This is a genomic window from Pseudomonas sp. H11T01 (assembly GCF_048515765.1).
Taxonomy (GTDB): Bacteria; Pseudomonadota; Gammaproteobacteria; order Pseudomonadales; family Pseudomonadaceae; genus Aquipseudomonas.
On the sequence record NZ_JBLYED010000004.1, the window covers coordinates 328,830 to 345,472 of the forward strand.

Sequence of the window (16,643 nt, forward strand, 5' to 3'; positions counted from 1 at the left end):
TTTTTGCCGATTTTCGGTGAATACGGCACACTACCGGGCCCGAGCATCTGCTCGGTTTTTTTAACTAACGCAGAAGCCGTATGACCCGCTCCCCGTTCCGCCGTCTAGTGTTTGGCGCCTTGCGCCGACTGTTGTACCTCTGGGTTCGCTCGGAGACGATCAACCAGTCGTCCTTCACCCTCAAACTCGACCGCAGTCGTCCGGTGTTCTACGTCCTGCAAAACCCATCGCTGACCGATCTGGCCGTGCTCGACACCGAGTGCGGCAAAGCCGGTCTGCCACGCCCGGTGTTGCCGGTGTCGGTGGGCAATCTGCTGGAACCTGCCGCGTTCTTCTACCTGACGCCGGAGCCCGATTGGCTTGGCCGCCAGGACAAACGCGGCGCGCCGCCAACGTTGACCCGACTGGTCAGCGCCTTGAGCCAGAACGCGGTTGACGACGCACAAATCATCCCGGTCAGCGTGTTCTGGGGCCAATCCCCGGACAGCGAATCGAGCCCGTGGAAGCTGCTGTTCGCCGACAGTTGGGCCGTCACCGGGCGTCTGCGTCGCCTGCTGAGCATCATGATTCTGGGGCGCAAGACCCGCGTGCAGTTCTCGGCGCCTATTCATCTGCGTGAACTGATCGAACACAACAAAGGCCACGAGCGCACTGTACGCATGGCCCAGCGGATTCTGCGGGTGCATTTCCGCAACCTGAAAGCGGCGGTGATCGGTCCGGACATTTCCCACCGGCGCAATCTGGTCAAGGGCCTGCTGAATCAGCCGCTGGTCAAACAGGCGATCCTTGAAGAAGCCGAACGCGAAAACATCTCCCCGGAGAAGGCCAAGGCTCAGGCGCTGCGCTACGGCAATGAAATCGCTTCGGACTACACCTTCACCGCGATCCGTTTTCTCGAAGTGGTGCTGAGCTGGTTCTGGAACAAGATCTACGACGGCATCAAGGTCAACCACATCGAAGGTGTGCAGGCCGTCGCCCAAGGTCACGAAGTGATCTATGTGCCGTGCCATCGCAGCCATATCGACTATCTGCTGCTGTCCTATCTGCTGTTTCGCAACGGCCTGACCCCGCCGCACGTCGCCGCCGGGATCAACCTCAACATGCCGGTAATCGGCAGTCTGCTGCGCCGTGGCGGGGCGTTTTTCATGCGCCGTACCTTCAAGGGCAACCCGCTCTACACCTCGGTGTTCAACGAATACCTGCACACTTTGTTCACCAAAGGCTTCCCGGTGGAGTACTTCGTCGAAGGCGGCCGCTCGCGCACCGGACGCATGCTGCAACCCAAGACCGGGATGCTGGCGATCACCCTGCGCAGCTTTCTGCGCTCATCGCGGATGCCAATTGTCTTCATCCCCGTGTACATCGGCTATGAGCGCGTTCTCGAAGGCCGGACCTACCTCGGCGAGTTGCGCGGAGCGACCAAGAAAAAAGAATCGATCTTTGACATCTTCAAGGTCATCGGCGCCCTCAAACAGCGTTTCGGCCAAGTCGCGGTCAACTTTGGCGAGCCGATCAAGCTGGCGGAATTCCTCGACCAGGAACAGCCAGATTGGCGCTCCCAGGAACTGGGTCCGCAGTTCCGCCCGGCATGGCTGAACGAAACCACCAACCGCCTCGGCGAGCGTGTGGCTCAGCACCTGAACGAAGCAGCAGCGATCAACCCGGTCAACCTGGTGGCACTGGCCTTGCTCTCCACCAGTCGTCTGGCGCTGGATGATCGGGCCATGGCGCGGGTCCTTGACCTGTATCTGGCGTTGTTGCGCCGCGTGCCCTACTCGCCCCACACCACGCTGCCGGAAGGTGACGGCCGCGCGCTGATCGAGCATGTGAAAGACATGGACCTGCTGTCCGAGCAGAGCGATGCCTTGGGCAAGATCCTTTATCTGGACGAGCAGAACGCCGTTCTGATGACCTACTACCGCAACAACGTGCTGCACATCTTTGCCCTGCCGGCGCTGCTGGCGAGCTTCTTCCAGAGCAGCTCGCGCATGAGTCGCGAACAGATCCTGCGCTACGCCCGCGCTCTGTATCCGTACCTGCAATCGGAGCTGTTTATCCGTTGGTCGCTGGACGAACTGGATGCGGTGATCGATCAATGGCTGGAAGCCTTCGTCGAACAAGGCCTGCTGCGCTTCGAGAAAGAGGTCTACCTGCGCCCGGCACCGAGTTCGCGGCATTTTGTGCTGCTGACCTTATTGTCCAAAAGCATCGCGCAAACCCTGCAGCGTTTCTACATGGCCATCTCGCTGCTGCTCAACAGCGGCCAGAACAGCATCAGCGCTGAAGAACTGGAAGACCTCTGCACCGTCATGGCCCAGCGCCTGTCGATCCTGCATGGCCTGAACGCGCCGGAATTCTTCGACAAAAGCCTGTTCCGTCACTTCATTCAAACACTGCTGGATCTCGACGTATTGCGTCGCGATGAAGCCGGCAAACTGAGCTATCACACACTGCTCGGCGAACTGGCCGAAGGCGCGGCCAAGCGTGTATTACCGGCGGAGATTCGCTTGTCGATTCGTCAGGTGGCGTTGCATCGCAGTGAAGATGCGGCCGATCAGCCAGAAAACATCGGATAGATAACGGCTGAAGCGTCAGATAATTCGGCAAAGAAGCAAGGATGCTTCCTTGAAGGAATTTCTACCTAAATCTCTGACTACGCTACTCAGTACGTTGGCTTTTCAACGTTAATGATAAGGAAATCACCATGAGCAGCGAAACTGTACAAACCATGGACAAGGTAAAAACCCTCACCCTCAACTTTGTCTACCCGCAAGAGGTTATTTCGTGGGAAGGCATGAGTGCCAATCTGGTTATCCGAGATATCACATCAGCTGAAAATCCGGTTTCTATCGTTGCATGGGGAACGAATCAATTAGCCAATGCACTTGAAACGATGTCCTTCGACGTCGTCAATCCGACAGGTCTGGCACGTTATTCGATGAGTCTCGAACTGGCACGGGACGGCGCTTCATTGTTCAGCTGTTCGGAACACTTATTCAATATTTATTGGAAAGATACCGACGCAACCGACAATAGTGTGCGGGAACAGAAAACCATCTACCTCGATTCGCCAGGTACCCTGACCGTAGAGAATCTTGCCATGTTCAGATACCCGTATCCGGCCGATTCTGTTATCACTCTGAAACTCACAGAAATTTCCGAGACCGGGGCTCCGGGAGACTTACTTAATGAAAGCAAATTTCTGCAAGGCTCACCTCGACCGTTTTACGTTCGCTATGACACTGACAAAGTAAAACCTGGCCAACGCTACAAACTGACCGGTTCAATCAGCCGCGGCAAGGACAAAGGCGAAGATGGCGCCCATCCTCTGCGCAGTCTCTATGTATTGAAGCCTGCACAACCCACTGTTTCATTTGGCTCAGCAGTCACTTCCGCGCAGTAGGCTGAACTCTCGTCAGCGTTTCTTTAGTCAATCTGCCAACACTTTTCTCGGGAAAATCCGTTAAATTGTCGTTGGCGCCAGTCTTCTTCAGGCGTCAACGATAGGGATTTATCTCATGCAAAAACTCGCACTACTGGGTCTAGCCGCTTTACTCGGTGCCTGCCAAACCATTCAAACTGCGCCAAAGGCTAGCCTCGACGGCGAAGTGTTCTACCTGCAACGCATCGCCCTGCCGCCAACCGCGACCCTGAGCGTCAGCCTGCAGGACGTTTCCCTCGCCGACGCCCCAGCCATCGTACTGGACGAACAAAGCGGGCCGATCAAAGGCCAGGTGCCACTGCCTTTTCACCTCAGCTATGACCCCAGTCAGGTTAAACCCGGCCATCGCTACTCGGTCAGCGCGCGCATCGAAGTGGACGGCAAGCTAGTGTTCATTTCCACCGAACATCACGGCGTACAACTTGACGGCAAAAATCCGCAGCCGTTGAAAATCCGCGTCAACGCGGTACGTTAATCCCCTCTCTTGATTAAGGAAGCTGCCATGCTCCGTCCTTCCATTCGCTTCGCCAGCTTGTGTGCGGGCTTGTTGATTTCTGCCAGTGCGCTGGCTTTGTCCCTCAGCGATCTTTCGCAAAAGGACGCCACCGGCGGGCTCAAGGATGCCTTGACCCAAGGTGCGCAAATCGCCGTGAAACAACTGGGTACTCCAGGCGGTTTCAGCAACAATCCAGAGGTGAAGATCGAGTTGCCGGGCCAACTGGGCAAGGTTGCCAAAAAGATGAAGCAATTCGGCATGGGCGCCCAGGTTGATGAGCTGGAAGCCAGCATGAACAAAGCAGCCGAAGCCGCAGTGCCGCAAGCTCAGACGTTGCTTGTGGATGCGGTGAAGAAGATGAGCGTGGACGATGCCAAAGCCATTCTCAGTGGCGGCAACGATTCGGCGACCCAATACCTGAACAAATCCAGCCGCGAGCAGATTCGCGTCAAGTTCCTGCCGATCGTCAAGCAAGCAACCGATAAGGTCGGCCTGGCCAAGCAATACAACTCCTTCGCCGCCCAAGCCGCGACCCTCGGCGTGCTGGACGCGAAAGATGCCAATATCGAAGGTTATGTCACAGAGCAGGCGCTGAACGGCCTGTTCGAAATGATTGGCAAACAGGAAGAAAGCATCCGCCAGAACCCGGCGGCAGCGGCGACCAGCCTGGCGAAGAAGGTGTTTGGTTCGTTGTAGACGATTACGCGGCCCGCAGGAGCTGGCGGCCTTCGCCTGCTCCTATGCCCAGGCTTTTTTGATGTCCTGGGTGTCGCGCAGAAAGAAAACCCACTCACGGCCCTGCTTTCTTTTCTCGAAAACCTTCAGCTCTACCAATCCATTCAACGTGGCCGACGCCGTGTTGTACGAGCAACTCAGATTTTCTTTCACATTCACTGCCGTGAACTCCTTGGCCATGCCGCTCTTGGCCACCTGAAACACGGTCCGTTGCTTTTCGCTCAGTTGCTTGAAAAGCCCGGACTCTTCCAGCCATCGATCAAAGCCCTCAGCGTACGCCAGACTTTTCTGATAAGCCGCGGTGAACCCGGTCACCGCACGGACGATCACCGAGCACTGGTAATCGATGAAATAAGTCAGATCCAGGTCGTCCGTTTCGGTATGCAAATAGGACCGGCCATATTTCACCGGCGCATTGCGCAACAAGAGGCTGATGGCGATGTAGCGGAACGCCGAGAAGTCATTCTTGAACATAAACCAATAAAACAACGCTCGCGCCACACGACCATTACCATCACGAAAAGGGTGTTCGTAACCGAGGGCAAAATGCAGGGCAATGCCCTTGATCAGCGGATGAAGGTAGTCGTCATGCGTAGGGTCGTTGTGGGATTGATTGATCCAGTTCGACAGCGCATGGAGCCTGGCCTGGATTCCCGCTGCCGGTGGCGGCGTATGGACCGTGTTGCCTATACCGTCCTGGACGACAACTTCGTCATTAAGCCTGAAAGCGCCCGGTGAGTACTGGCCATCATCGATGCCCTCGACACCGACCCGGTGGAGCTGCGTTATCAACTCGATACTCAGCGGCTCATGGCGTTTGTCCCAGGCAAAGATCATCATTTTATAGTTGCCGATAACCATCCGTTCATCGGGGGTGCGCGGCAGCCGGTTGCGCTTGAGCATATCTTTGGCCACCTGCGTGGTGGTGGCTGCGCCCTCGAGCTGGCTGCTGCTGATGGCCTCGTCTTCGATCAAATCATTGAGTAGATAATTGAAATGCGCTCGCTCACCGATCTTGCTGGTCATGTACTCAAAAGCTGCGGTGGTCGCCTGGCGGTCAACGGTCGAGAGGGTCTTCTGTGCGAGCGGCGTGAGGATGAACTTGCCCCATTGAGTGGGTTCCCCCAATGGCAGAAGGCTGGAATATTGAGCAGTGCGGGCTTTCTTGACGAGCGCCCAACACAAGGTTGAATCAAGGCCCGGCGCCCAGCGATAACGCAATTCGTCGAACGGCAGATAACGCCCTTGGTCATCCAACGGTTTAAGCAACGCCAGATAGTCGGGCAACTTCTCCTTATAGGGAGATTTGCCCAACAGATCGAAAACGCTGTCCGGGTTTGCGGGAGGACTTTTGATCATTGCTGTCTCAAAAAAGCAAAAAACTGAGCTCTGAGTACAGCACAAACACAGCACTGTCTCAATATTTATGAAAATTGAGACAGTGCTCGTTCCCACGCTCTGCGTGGGAATACCGCCATGGACGCGCAGCAATCGCTCTGGATGTGACGCAGAGCGTCACGGGATGCATTCCCACGCGGGAGCGTGGGAACGGTCACATCTGTGCCGTTTTATCACGCCTGCTCTTTCTTCACCCTGAACCACGCCGCATACAGCGCAGGCAGGAACAGCAGCGTCAGCGCTGTCGCGACAATCAACCCGCCCATAATCGCCACAGCCATTGGCCCGAAGAACACGCTGCGTGACAGCGGAATCATCGCCAATACGGCGGCCAGCGCAGTCAATACGATTGGCCGGAAACGTCGCACCGTGGCCTCGATGATGGCTTGCCATGGTTTTAGTCCGGCAGCGATGTCCTGCTCGATCTGGTCCACCAGGATCACCGAGTTACGCATGATCATCCCGGACAGCGCGATGGTCCCGAGCATCGCCACGAAGCCGAACGGCTGGCGGAACACCAGCAGGAACAACGTGACGCCAATCAGCCCCAGTGGCGCAGTGAGAAACACCATCGCCGTGCGTGAGAAGCTGCGCAGTTGCAGCATCAGCAAGGTCAGCACGACCACAATGAACAGCGGCACACCGGCCTTGACCGAGTTCTGCCCACGGGCCGAGTCTTCGACCGTACCGCCGACATCCAGCAAGTAACCGTCAGGCAGCTCGGCACGAATCGGTTCCAGGGTCGGCAGGATCTGCTGGACCAGGCTCACCGGTTGTTCCTGACCGTAAATGTCCGCGCGCACTGTCACGTTCGGCAAACGGTTACGGTGCCAGATAATGCCTTCTTCAAAGCCATATTCCAGAGTCCCTATCTGCGACAGGGCCACGCTTTTACCGTTGTCGGTCGGCACCGCGAGGCTCGGCAGCAAGGTCAGCTCAGTGCGCTCATGCAACGTGCCGCGCAGCAGAATCTCAATCAACTCATTGTCTTCGCGGTACTGGCTGACACTGGAACCTGTGAGCGAGCTTTGCAGGAACTTCGACAGGTTCGCCGTGCTCACGCCCAACGCTCGGGCGCGGTCTTGATCAACGTTCAAATAGACGACTTTGCTCGGTTCTTCCCAGTCCAGATGCACGTTGACTACATGAGGGTTCTCCCGAACCTTGGCCGCTACTTTGCGCGCCAGTGCACGGACTTCTTCGATGTGTTCGCCGGTGACCCGGAACTGCACGGGGTAGCCAACCGGCGGGCCGTTCTCCAGTCGTGTGACCCGCGAACGCAGCGCCGGGAATTGCTCGTTGAGGGTTTCGATCAGCCAGGTGCGCAGGCTCTCGCGGTCTTCAATGGTCTTGGCCAGCACGACAAACTGCGCAAAACTCGCCGCCGGCAGTTGCTGATCCAATGGCAGATAGAAACGCGGTGACCCGGTACCGACATAGGCCACATAGTTGTCAATGCCGGCGTGGTCTTTAAGCAGCCCTTCCAGACGCTTGACCTGATCGGCAGTGTTGCTCAGCGAGGCGCCTTCGGCCAGTTTGAGGTCGACCATCAGTTCCAGTCGTCCGGAGGCCGGGAAGAACTGTTGCGGTACGAAGCGAAATAACACCACCGACGCCACGAACAGCACGATGGTCAGGCCGATGACGGTTTTGCGCCGCCGCACGCACCACTCCACCAGACGCCGTACCCGTTGATAAAACGGCGTGCCATAAGGGTCCGGTTGACCGTCACCCGTACCATGTTTGGCGGCATGAATCTTCGCCAGGTCCGGCAACAGTTTTTCGCCGAGATAAGGCACGAACACCACGGCCGCAATCCACGACGCCAGCAACGCGATGGTCACCACCTGGAAGATCGAACGGGTGTATTCACCCGTGCCGGACTGCGCGGTGGCAATCGGCAGGAAGCCTGCGGCGGTGATCAACGTACCGGTGAGCATCGGAAACGCAGTGCTGGTCCAGGCATAGCTGGCGGCCTTGAGCCGGTCGTAGCCCTGCTCCATTTTGATCGCCATCATTTCCACGGCAATGATCGCGTCGTCCACCAGCAAACCTAACGCCAGTACCAGCGCGCCGAGGGAAATCTTGTGCAGGCCGATCCCCAGGTAATACATGGCGGCGAAGGTCATCGCCAGCACCAGCGGAATCGCCAGGGCTACCACCATGCCGGTGCGCACTCCTAGGGAGAAGAAACTCACCAGCAGCACAATCGCCAGCGCTTCGACCAGCACCTGAACAAATTCACCGACGCTGGTTTTCACCGCTGCCGGCTGATCGGAGACTTTGCGCAGTTCCATGCCGGCCGGGAGGTTCTTCTGAATACGGGCGAATTCGACTTCCAGTGCCTTGCCCAATACCAGAATGTCACCGCCGTCCTTCATCGCCACGGCGAGACCGATGGCGTCTTCGCCCATAAAGCGCATGCGCGGTGCCGGAGGGTCGTTGAAGCCGCGGTGAACATCGGCGACATCGGAGATGCGGAACGTGCGATCACCGACCCGGATCGGGAAGCTCTTGATCTCTTCGACGGTCTGAAAATTCCCCGAGACCCGCAATTGCAAGCGCTCGCTAGAGGTCTCGAAGAAGCCCGCAGTGGATACCGCGTTCTGTTCTTCAAGGGCTTGCTGTACCGCCGACAGCGGCAATCCGAGAGTCGCCAGTTTGACGTTGGACAGCTCGATCCAGATCTTCTCGTCCTGCAGACCTAGCAGATCGACCTTGCCAATATCCTTGACCCGTTGCAGCTGGATCTGAACGCGGTCGGCGTAGTCCTTGAGCACCGCGTAGTCGAAACCGCTGCCGGTCAGCGCGTAGATATTGCCGAAGGTGGTGCCGAATTCATCGTTGAAAAACGGCCCCTGAATACCCGGTGGCAAGGTCTGGCGGATGTCGCTGATCTTCTTGCGGACCTGATACCACAACTCGGGAATCTGCGCGGAATGCATCGAGTCCCGGGCCATGAAGGTCACCTGGGATTCGCCGGGGCGGGAGAACGAGACAATCCGCTCGTACTCGCCGGTTTCCATGAGCTTCTTTTCAATGCGCTCGGTGACTTGCCGCGATACTTCCTGAGCCGTTGCCCCCGGCCAGTTGGTGCGAATCACCATGGCCTTGAAGGTGAACGGCGGGTCTTCGCTTTGGCCCAGTTTGGTGTAGGACAGCGCGCCAACAACAGCCAGCAATAGCATCAGGAACAGTACGATCTGGCGATTGCGCAGCGCCCATTCGGAAAGATTGAAACCCATCGGGGACTACTCCTTGACCGCCAGATTGACCACGCGATTGGAGCGATCCACCGGGCGCACTTGCTGGCCCTCGTGAAGCACGTGCACACCCGCAGCCACCACCCAATCATTGGCGCTCAGGCCTTCAAGGACCGGCACGGTTTTTTCGCCAAATGCACCGACGCGCACTGGAGCGCGTTTGAGCGTGTTGTTGGCGCCGACGACCCAGACGTAGGTTGCACCGTTTTCTGCGGTGAGCGCCGAAAGCGGTACCGACAGTGGCACGACCCCTGCGGTCTGAATGAACACCCGAGCGCTCTGGCCCAGTTCTGCCGGGACTTTACCGGCGGTGAAGGTGATACGGGCGGCAAAGGTTCGGGATTTTGGATCGGCGGCCGGCGACAGCTCGCGAATGCGTCCGGCGAATCGCTGATCCGGTTGCGTCCACAGCTCTACCGAAACCTCCTGAGCGACCTTGAAACGGCCAACGCTTTGTTCTGGCAAGCTGATCAGCACTTCCCGCTCGCCATCGGTGGCCAAGGTGAACACCGTCTGCCCGGCCGACACCACTTGCCCGACCTCGACCGCGCGCTTGGCCACCACACCATCCTGCGGCGCGCGCAGGACTGCGTAGCTGGCCTGATTGTTGGAAACATCAAACTCGGCCTTGATCTGCTTGAGCCGTGCAACGCCTGAGCGATACAGGTTTTCTGCATTGTCATACTGCGAGCGGCTGACCATCTGCCGGTCCATCAAGGTTTTGTAGCGGTCACGCTCGGCGTGCACCATGTTCAGATTGGCCTCGGCCGCGGCCACCTGGGCTCGAGTCGCTTCCAGTTGCAGACGCACGTCCTGGGGATCGAGCTCCGCCAGCGGCTGGTTGGCCTTGACCCGCTCCCCCTCTTCGACCAGTCGTCGGCTGACTTTGCCACCGATGCGGAACGCCAGATCCGGCTCATACCGTGCGCGAACTTCACCGGGAAAGCTGTCCATCGCCTGAACCGAAGGCTCTGGCTGAACCACCATAGCCGGACGCACAGCGATTTGCGCCGGCTCTTCGTGACCGCACGCAGACAGCAAAAAAGCCAGACTGACTGGTAACGCGAGGGGCAAGGCATAGCGGAACATGGTGAAGGACCTTTCGCTTATGGTGCTTGGAATAATTATACTGACCAGTATGTTATTAATAGCAAACTCACCAGTCCAGTATTAAAAGCGAATAATGTCGAACACTCTTTCTGCACCCAACGGTCCTGGACGCCCCAAGGACCTGGCAAAGCGTCAGGCCATCCTCGATGCGGCGAAAAATCTGTTTCTGAGCAATGGCTACGCCAGCACCAGCATGGATGCCGTTGCGTCTGCAGCAGGTGTGTCGAAGCTGACGGTGTACAGCCATTTCAACGACAAGGAGACGCTGTTCTCCGCCGCCGTGGTGGCCAAGTGCGAGGAGCAACTGCCGACACTGTTCTTCGAGCTGCCGGACGGCATACCGATCGAGAATGTGCTGTTGAACATTGCGCGCGGCTTTCACCTGCTGATCAACAGCGACGAATCGGTGAACCTGCACCGCTTGATCATGGCCTTGGGCAGCCAGGACCCGAAGCTCTCGCAGATATTCTTCGAAGCCGGACCGCAACGCATGCTGCACGGCATGGAACGGTTACTGACGAAGATCGATCAGGTCGGCGCCTTGAGCATCGATAAACCGCTGAACGCCGCCGAGCATTTTTTCTGCCTGCTCAAGGGCGCGGCGAATTTTCGTCTGCTCTATGGCTGCGGCGAGCCCCTAAGTGGTGAAGCGGCAGAGGCGCATGTGCAGGAAGTGGTGGCGTTGTTTATGCGGGCTTATCGGGCCTGATAGTTTGCTGATGATCGTTTGACCCACATCAACAACCCTCCTTCTGAATAGCGGCACAATAATGGCACCTTGCCAAAACTGTTTCCGCTATCAGAGAAGACCTCCATGGGTGCCTGGCTTAGCAATATCTCGCTCAAATACAAATTCTGGGCGGTCAACGCAGTCGCTTTCATCACGACCCTGCTGTTGGTGCTGTACGCCGTACAACTCGAACAACAGGCCCGCAGCCAGGCCTCACAAGTTTCGGCCCAAGCTCAGGCACACTTGCTCAATACCTGGCCGGCCGGGCAAGCCTTGCCCAAGGTAGACCACCTGCTGATCTTCAGCCCTGACCAAACTCCATCCCTGAACAAACAGCTGTTGCCTGAACTGAGCGGCGCCAGCGGCTGGGTCGAGCTCAACTCGATGCCGCTGTTCGGTGACAACCCGTTGATGGGCGCCGAGGTTGTGTCGCGTGCGGACGGTCAACAGTTCGCCGTACTCGCCTATGGCCCGAGCCTGAGCCAGGTGTTCGGCGAGCGTTTGCCCAACTACGCGGTGGCGGTGTTCATCCTGATGCTGGCAATGCTTGGCGCCTCGCAGTTGCTGATCCGCTTTTTGCTCAGCCAGCTCAACACCTTGAAAGACGTGATGTTGCATGTGGAAAAGACCGGCGATTTGTCGGCCCGCGTGCCGTTGGCGTGCACCGATGAAGTCGGGCAGATGGCCAGCGCCTTCAACGCCATGCAGGCCGGTTATCAACGGGTGGTCAACACCGTCGCACACACCGCCAAACAACTGGATGTCGGTGCTGCGCGGCTGGCGTCAAGCATGAACGACGTGCGCCACGGCATGTTGGGTCAGCAAAGCGAGACCGATCAAGCCGCGACCGCGATCAACGAGATGTCGGCCACGGTTTACCACATCGCCCAGCACGCCGGAGCGACCCGCGACTTGTCACAGACCGCCGACACCCTGGCCGGCAGCGGGCAGGAAGTGGTCAGCCGCGTGCAGAAATCAATTGCCGGGCTTTCCAGCGGCGTACAACAAACCGCCGAGATGATTCAGCGATTGGCCGAAGACAGCCAGAAGATCAACAGTGTGGTCAGCGTGATTCACAGCATCGCCGAGCAGACCAATCTGCTGGCGCTTAACGCCGCGATCGAGGCCGCTCGGGCGGGTGAAATGGGCCGTGGTTTTGCGGTGGTCGCCGATGAAGTCCGCAACCTGGCCAAACGGGTACAGACCTCTACCGATGAGATCACCACGATGGTCTGCACTCTGCAAGCCGGGACCCGGGATGCCGTGGACTTCATGCAGGAAAGCTCGTTCAAGGCGGACGATTGCGTGCAGCAGGCGCAGGAGGCCGGCGCGGCACTGGCAGAAATCACCAGCGCCGTGGCGCAGATGCGCGAAAGCAATACACAAATCGCCGTGGCTGCCGAGCAGCAAAGTCAGGTGGCTGAGGAGATGAATCGTGCGGTGGTGAGCATTCGCGACGTGACCGAGAACACCGTGCAGCAGACCATCGACTCGGCCACCACCAGTAACGAACTGGCGACGTTGGCCGGCGAGTTGAGCAAGGCGATCGGGCAGCTCAAGCTGTAAGGACGCCTTTGCGGGCAATTCAAAGGCCGTGCTAGCTATCACCCCCATAGCCAGCCTTGATTCGCCGAAGCCGTTTGCCCGACCTATTCTTTATCTATGTGTTTCACACGGATCGAGGATTACCCACATGGGCAAACGTCACCCCAATCTCCCCGCCTGGCAATGGCGCGAGTACCCCGGCAACCATCGCAATCCGACCAATCTGGTGTTGCACCTGATTGCCGTGCCGCTGTTTATTCTGGCGTTTTTGCTGATTGTTTCGGGTGTGTTCGGCATGAGTTTTCTGAACTTCGCCATCGGTGTCGTTGGCTTGCTCGCAGCGTTAGGCCTGCAACGTCACGGTCACCGCCTGGAGGCGCAAGCGTCCGAGCCGTTCAGTGATCGCAAAGATGCGGTGCAACGCTTGTTGGTCGAACAGTTCCTGACCTTTCCGCGGTTTTTCTTGAGCGGCGGCTGGTGGCGGGCCTGGCGTGAGCGCCACCGGCACTGATCGGGTTTAACCGAAGATTGTAACGGTCTGTCGACTCATGGCAATCAAGTGGCCTTCAGGGCTCCACAACGCTGCGGCCGCGTGACCATAACCGTCACGGGCATGCTCGATCAGCACGCGGTATTTGCACCAGTCCAGAGTGTTCAGCGCCAGCAATGGCTGGACGAATTCGATGGTCCAGGTCAGGGTGCTGCCCGCCGCCGGTTTGCTCAGGTGCGGCAACAGGGCTGGAGGCCAGGCATCCACCAGCGCCAGGATATGCGCCTCGGTCAGCGGCTCCTCCTTCACATCCCCATGTAAACGCACCCAACCGCCCATCTCCCGCGACTTGTTGCCGGTGAACGGCAAACCGCCGACACCCCAGCGCATCGCCAGGTGACGCATGAATTCGGGGGTCACGCCTTTGATGTAAGGCAGTTCCTGGCACTCATCCCAGTGTTTCATTTCGGGTGCCGGTTCGGCCGCGACGTCGACTTCCGAGGGACGAGACGCACCAAAGCTGCCCTGGACCAGGGTCACCACTTGCCCGTTCTGCATGGCCCGGCCCAACACCTGGCTGACGGCCTTGCCTTCACGCAGGACATCCACTTCAAAGCGGATAGGCACATCAGGTTCGGCCGGGCCGACAAAGGTAATCGCCAGCGAACGCACCGGGCGATCAGCAGGAACTTTGGCGCGCATGGCTTCGTACTGTAAAGCCGCCACCAGCCCACCAAAACTCGCACGCCCCTGAGCCCACTCCGCCGGGATAGACAGTTCCAGCGGATGGCTGCAGGCGGCATCGACCAAATCAGAAAAGCGCATGAACACCTCAAGCCAGGAAAAACACTCAAGGATCTTAACCACCACACGATGACTGCACAGCACTTATTCCGGCCAAAAATGCGGACAGATAAGCCGAACGCAGCCTTCGGCAGCTGCTACGAAGAGCGATCTGCGGTGTGCTCAGGATTTGAAGCAAGCCTTGCTCAACTTATCCAGCACGCGATCTGCGCGGCCTTCAGCCTGGGCCATGGTCACTCGCCACACTGCTACACACGGCAGCAAGTCAGGCTCCTGTTCAGCCTTGGCCAGCCATTGCCAGCAATCATGCCAGTTACCGAGCGCCTCTTGAGCAGCTTTCAGTCGAGGCATCGCCTGCTTGGGCAAGCGATCCAGTTCGGGATAAGCTTCGATTGCATATCGCACTCGCTTGATCAACAGACGCAAGCGATGCCGGTCATGGGCGGGATCGTGCAACGTCTTATCCAGAGCGTTCCACTGTTTGACCAGACGCTTTTCGATGCGCTGACGTAAGCCTTTGAGTAAACGTTGACGCTGGGAGGCCCGCAAAAAGCGCGGAAACGCGTCGAGTATGAGAAACAGTCGCGCCAGCTCCGGGCTGGTCGCCACGACGGGATACGCTTTGGACATTTGCACTGAGCGACGCTCGGCCGCCTCATGCTGACCATGGCTGTGCAGGTAAGCGGCCAGTACTTCCCGATCGCGCAAGGGAGTGGTCAAGGTTCCGACCGCAGCGGCCGCCGCTTCCAATTGCTCGACACCGGGTAAACCTCGAAGGGGTCGCAGCAGACTGCGCAAACGGCGAACCGTGGTGCGCAGATCGTGCAGCGCTTCATCATCGGTCGTCGCACTCAGCCGCGCCTGGCAGGCCAGCAAACGAACGTCCAGGCTCAACACCTGAGCCACCAACCGATCAACCAAGGCAGACATCGCTTACTCCCGAATCGAAGAATCAATGTTGTGACGCAATGACCTCAAGCCTGCCGCCATGCTGCAGGCAAACACGGCCTCAAGCATTGCGCTACATCATCAAGCCCTTCGATCAACGACCAGCGCGCGACTCACGGATATAGAAACGGGCCTTCTCGGCTTTTTTCGTGCAGCCTTCGTACGCCTCGAACTGCTGCTGGGTCTTGGCCCCGGTCAACAAGGACAGCGCTTTGGAGTAACTGACGGTGCCCGCGAAACCTTCGACCTTGGCCAGGTCCAGCTCATGCCAGGCCGCGTCAAGCTCGCTACCGCAACTGTCACGGTACGCGGTTTTCCCTGCACAACCGGCCAGAGCCAACGCAATCAAAGGCAGACAGATCCAGGCTTTCATCAATGACACCTCAACAAGAAAAACAATCGTGCACGGTAGACGGTCGGCACCGTAAAAAGTGCCTGCCGTACCCTGAAGAATATAGCTGGGGTGAGAATACTCGCCTGCCTTCACTGAATGTCGAAAAAACGACCTGCCCTATACTCCCATTAGCAACGACGATTGAAGCAAGGCCCTTGATGGGCGCATTGTTGACTCACGTTTTACGAAGGGGCGGGTCATGAAGAAGCGTGTCGCATTGGTGCTGGGTTCAGGGGGCGCCAGGGGTTATGCCCACATCGGGGTAATCGAAGAAATCGAAAGACGCGGTTATGACATCGCCTGCATCGCCGGTTGTTCCATGGGGGCAGTGGTCGGCGGGATCTATGCCGCAGGCAAACTCAACGACTATCGGGACTGGATTGAAAGTCTGGACTACCTCGACGTGTTGCGCCTGGTGGACGTCAGTTTCCGTCTCGGAGCGATTCGTGGGGAAAAGATCTTCGGGCAGATCCGCAAGATCGTCGGTGAGATCAATATAGAAGACCTGCGCATCCCCTACACGGCGGTTGCCACGGACCTGACCAACCAACAGGAAATCTGGTTCCAGGAAGGCTGTCTGCACCAGGCAATGCGCGCCTCGGCAGCGATTCCCAGCCTGTTCACCCCGGTGATGCAGGGCAATCGGATGCTGGTGGACGGCGGCCTGCTCAACCCCCTACCGATCGTGCCGGTCGTGTCGAGCCACTGTGACCTGATCATTGCGGTCAACCTCAACTCGACCAACCAAAGGCACTATCAATTACCGGTGATCCAGCGCCCCGCCGCATTCAAGAGCCGGTTCGACAACCTGATCAACTCCCTGGGTTCGCGTTTGCCGTTTCGCCGCAAACAGGCCGAACAGTTGCTGTTGCTCGAACAGGAAGCCTTGCGCGCGGAGGCCGCCGACATCGGCAATCCGTGGATCGAGTCCGCCGAGCCCGAAGCCCAGCAACCGTCCGCCGCCCCGGAAGCCGAAGCAGAAGGTGCGCCGAGGTCGGCCACCGGTTCGTTCATCATCGACAACGTTGGCCCGGCCTCATTGCTGGACCTGATCAACCAGAGTTTCGAAGTGATGCAGACCTCCCTGGCGCAATACAAGATCGCCGGCTACCCGCCGGATATCCTGATCAACGTGCCGAAGCGGGTCTGCCGGTTTTTCGAGTTTTACAAAGCGCCGGAGCTGATCGCCCTAGGCCGGGAAATCGCCCGCGATACGCTGGATCGGTATGAGAATGAGCAGAATTGAAGATCAAATCGCAGGCTACGCCGACCGCGTTCGCGAACACAA

General features: G+C 58.2%; 14 protein-coding genes. 8 read left to right on the forward strand and 6 right to left on the reverse strand.

Annotated features, from left to right (window positions below; all coding sequences use genetic code 11):
* Positions 1 to 80 precede the first annotated feature (80 nt).
* The 4 genes from plsB (at position 81) to ACN1C3_RS07825 (ending at position 4,634) form a co-directional block, all read left to right on the forward strand.
* Positions 81 to 2,576, forward strand: a complete 2,496-nt coding sequence (plsB, locus tag ACN1C3_RS07810; protein WP_419115232.1) for a glycerol-3-phosphate 1-O-acyltransferase PlsB — start codon at positions 81 to 83, stop codon at positions 2,574 to 2,576.
* A 128-nt stretch (positions 2,577 to 2,704) separates the two neighbouring features.
* Complete coding sequence (locus ACN1C3_RS07815) at positions 2,705 to 3,403, forward strand: YbaY family lipoprotein (protein WP_419115233.1); 699 nt, start codon at positions 2,705 to 2,707, stop codon at positions 3,401 to 3,403.
* A 115-nt stretch (positions 3,404 to 3,518) separates the two neighbouring features.
* Positions 3,519 to 3,917 carry a YbaY family lipoprotein gene (locus ACN1C3_RS07820; RefSeq protein ID WP_419115234.1) on the forward strand — a complete coding sequence of 133 codons (399 nt, stop codon included), beginning with the start codon at positions 3,519 to 3,521 and terminating at the stop codon, positions 3,915 to 3,917.
* 27 nt (positions 3,918 to 3,944) lie between these two features.
* Positions 3,945 to 4,634, forward strand: coding sequence for a DUF4197 domain-containing protein (locus tag ACN1C3_RS07825; protein WP_419115235.1), 690 nt, complete (start codon positions 3,945 to 3,947; stop codon positions 4,632 to 4,634).
* A gap of 42 nt (positions 4,635 to 4,676) precedes the next feature.
* Here the strand turns inward: ACN1C3_RS07825 and ACN1C3_RS07830 are convergent, their stop codons facing one another.
* From ACN1C3_RS07830 to ACN1C3_RS07840, 3 genes are all read right to left on the reverse strand, one after another.
* Positions 4,677 to 6,032, reverse strand: a complete 1,356-nt coding sequence (locus tag ACN1C3_RS07830) for a Fic family protein (protein WP_419115264.1) — start codon at positions 6,030 to 6,032, stop codon at positions 4,677 to 4,679.
* Positions 6,033 to 6,244: 212 nt separating this feature from the next.
* Complete coding sequence (locus tag ACN1C3_RS07835; protein WP_419115236.1) at positions 6,245 to 9,316, reverse strand: efflux RND transporter permease subunit; 3,072 nt, start codon at positions 9,314 to 9,316, stop codon at positions 6,245 to 6,247.
* A gap of 6 nt (positions 9,317 to 9,322) precedes the next feature.
* Entirely contained in the window at positions 9,323 to 10,423 is a 1,101-nt protein-coding gene (locus ACN1C3_RS07840; protein ID WP_419115237.1) for an efflux RND transporter periplasmic adaptor subunit, read from the reverse strand.
* A gap of 94 nt (positions 10,424 to 10,517) precedes the next feature.
* Between ACN1C3_RS07840 and ACN1C3_RS07845 the strand changes: the two genes are divergently transcribed.
* The 3 genes from ACN1C3_RS07845 (at position 10,518) to ACN1C3_RS07855 (ending at position 13,230) form a co-directional block, all read left to right on the forward strand.
* Positions 10,518 to 11,153 carry a TetR/AcrR family transcriptional regulator gene (locus ACN1C3_RS07845; RefSeq protein ID WP_419115238.1) on the forward strand — a complete coding sequence of 212 codons (636 nt, stop codon included), beginning with the start codon at positions 10,518 to 10,520 and terminating at the stop codon, positions 11,151 to 11,153.
* Between the two features lie 105 nt (positions 11,154 to 11,258).
* On the forward strand, positions 11,259 to 12,740 hold the full coding sequence (locus ACN1C3_RS07850) for a methyl-accepting chemotaxis protein (protein ID WP_419115239.1): 1,482 nt from the start codon (positions 11,259 to 11,261) through the stop codon (positions 12,738 to 12,740).
* A gap of 127 nt (positions 12,741 to 12,867) precedes the next feature.
* The gene (locus tag ACN1C3_RS07855; protein ID WP_419115240.1) at positions 12,868 to 13,230 is read left to right on the forward strand and encodes a terminase; all 363 of its coding nucleotides are present in this window, start codon (positions 12,868 to 12,870) and stop codon (positions 13,228 to 13,230) included.
* A gap of 6 nt (positions 13,231 to 13,236) precedes the next feature.
* Here ACN1C3_RS07855 and ACN1C3_RS07860 read toward each other — a convergent pair whose 3' ends face one another.
* From ACN1C3_RS07860 to ACN1C3_RS07870, 3 genes are all read right to left on the reverse strand, one after another.
* The gene (locus ACN1C3_RS07860) at positions 13,237 to 14,034 is read right to left on the reverse strand and encodes an acyl-CoA thioesterase (protein WP_419115241.1); all 798 of its coding nucleotides are present in this window, start codon (positions 14,032 to 14,034) and stop codon (positions 13,237 to 13,239) included.
* A 141-nt stretch (positions 14,035 to 14,175) separates the two neighbouring features.
* Positions 14,176 to 14,943 carry a CHAD domain-containing protein gene (locus tag ACN1C3_RS07865; RefSeq protein ID WP_419115242.1) on the reverse strand — a complete coding sequence of 256 codons (768 nt, stop codon included), beginning with the start codon at positions 14,941 to 14,943 and terminating at the stop codon, positions 14,176 to 14,178.
* A gap of 112 nt (positions 14,944 to 15,055) precedes the next feature.
* Positions 15,056 to 15,334, reverse strand: a complete 279-nt coding sequence (locus ACN1C3_RS07870; RefSeq protein ID WP_419115243.1) for a hypothetical protein — start codon at positions 15,332 to 15,334, stop codon at positions 15,056 to 15,058.
* A 220-nt stretch (positions 15,335 to 15,554) separates the two neighbouring features.
* Between ACN1C3_RS07870 and ACN1C3_RS07875 the strand changes: the two genes are divergently transcribed.
* A complete protein-coding gene (locus tag ACN1C3_RS07875) occupies positions 15,555 to 16,601 on the forward strand; it encodes a patatin-like phospholipase family protein (protein WP_419115244.1) in 1,047 nt (348 codons plus the stop codon).
* Positions 16,602 to 16,643: the final 42 nt, after the last annotated feature.

Excerpts from the sequence above, each read along its gene's own strand:
- ACN1C3_RS07855 (WP_419115240.1), top strand. The coding sequence starts at position 12,868 with ATGGGCAAACGTCACCCCAATCTCCCCGCCTGGCAATGGCGCGAGTAC.
- ACN1C3_RS07865 (WP_419115242.1), bottom strand. The coding sequence starts at position 14,943 with ATGTCTGCCTTGGTTGATCGGTTGGTGGCTCAGGTGTTGAGCCTGGAC.
- ACN1C3_RS07845 (WP_419115238.1), top strand. The coding sequence starts at position 10,518 with ATGTCGAACACTCTTTCTGCACCCAACGGTCCTGGACGCCCCAAGGAC.
- ACN1C3_RS07875 (WP_419115244.1), top strand. The coding sequence starts at position 15,555 with ATGAAGAAGCGTGTCGCATTGGTGCTGGGTTCAGGGGGCGCCAGGGGT.
- ACN1C3_RS07840 (WP_419115237.1), bottom strand. The coding sequence starts at position 10,423 with ATGTTCCGCTATGCCTTGCCCCTCGCGTTACCAGTCAGTCTGGCTTTT.
- ACN1C3_RS07830 (WP_419115264.1), bottom strand. The coding sequence starts at position 6,032 with ATGATCAAAAGTCCTCCCGCAAACCCGGACAGCGTTTTCGATCTGTTG.
- ACN1C3_RS07820 (WP_419115234.1), top strand. The coding sequence starts at position 3,519 with ATGCAAAAACTCGCACTACTGGGTCTAGCCGCTTTACTCGGTGCCTGC.
- ACN1C3_RS07825 (WP_419115235.1), top strand. The coding sequence starts at position 3,945 with ATGCTCCGTCCTTCCATTCGCTTCGCCAGCTTGTGTGCGGGCTTGTTG.
- ACN1C3_RS07815 (WP_419115233.1), top strand. The coding sequence starts at position 2,705 with ATGAGCAGCGAAACTGTACAAACCATGGACAAGGTAAAAACCCTCACC.
- plsB (WP_419115232.1), top strand. The coding sequence starts at position 81 with ATGACCCGCTCCCCGTTCCGCCGTCTAGTGTTTGGCGCCTTGCGCCGA.
- ACN1C3_RS07870 (WP_419115243.1), bottom strand. The coding sequence starts at position 15,334 with ATGAAAGCCTGGATCTGTCTGCCTTTGATTGCGTTGGCTCTGGCCGGT.
- ACN1C3_RS07850 (WP_419115239.1), top strand. The coding sequence starts at position 11,259 with ATGGGTGCCTGGCTTAGCAATATCTCGCTCAAATACAAATTCTGGGCG.
- ACN1C3_RS07835 (WP_419115236.1), bottom strand. The coding sequence starts at position 9,316 with ATGGGTTTCAATCTTTCCGAATGGGCGCTGCGCAATCGCCAGATCGTA.
- ACN1C3_RS07860 (WP_419115241.1), bottom strand. The coding sequence starts at position 14,034 with ATGCGCTTTTCTGATTTGGTCGATGCCGCCTGCAGCCATCCGCTGGAA.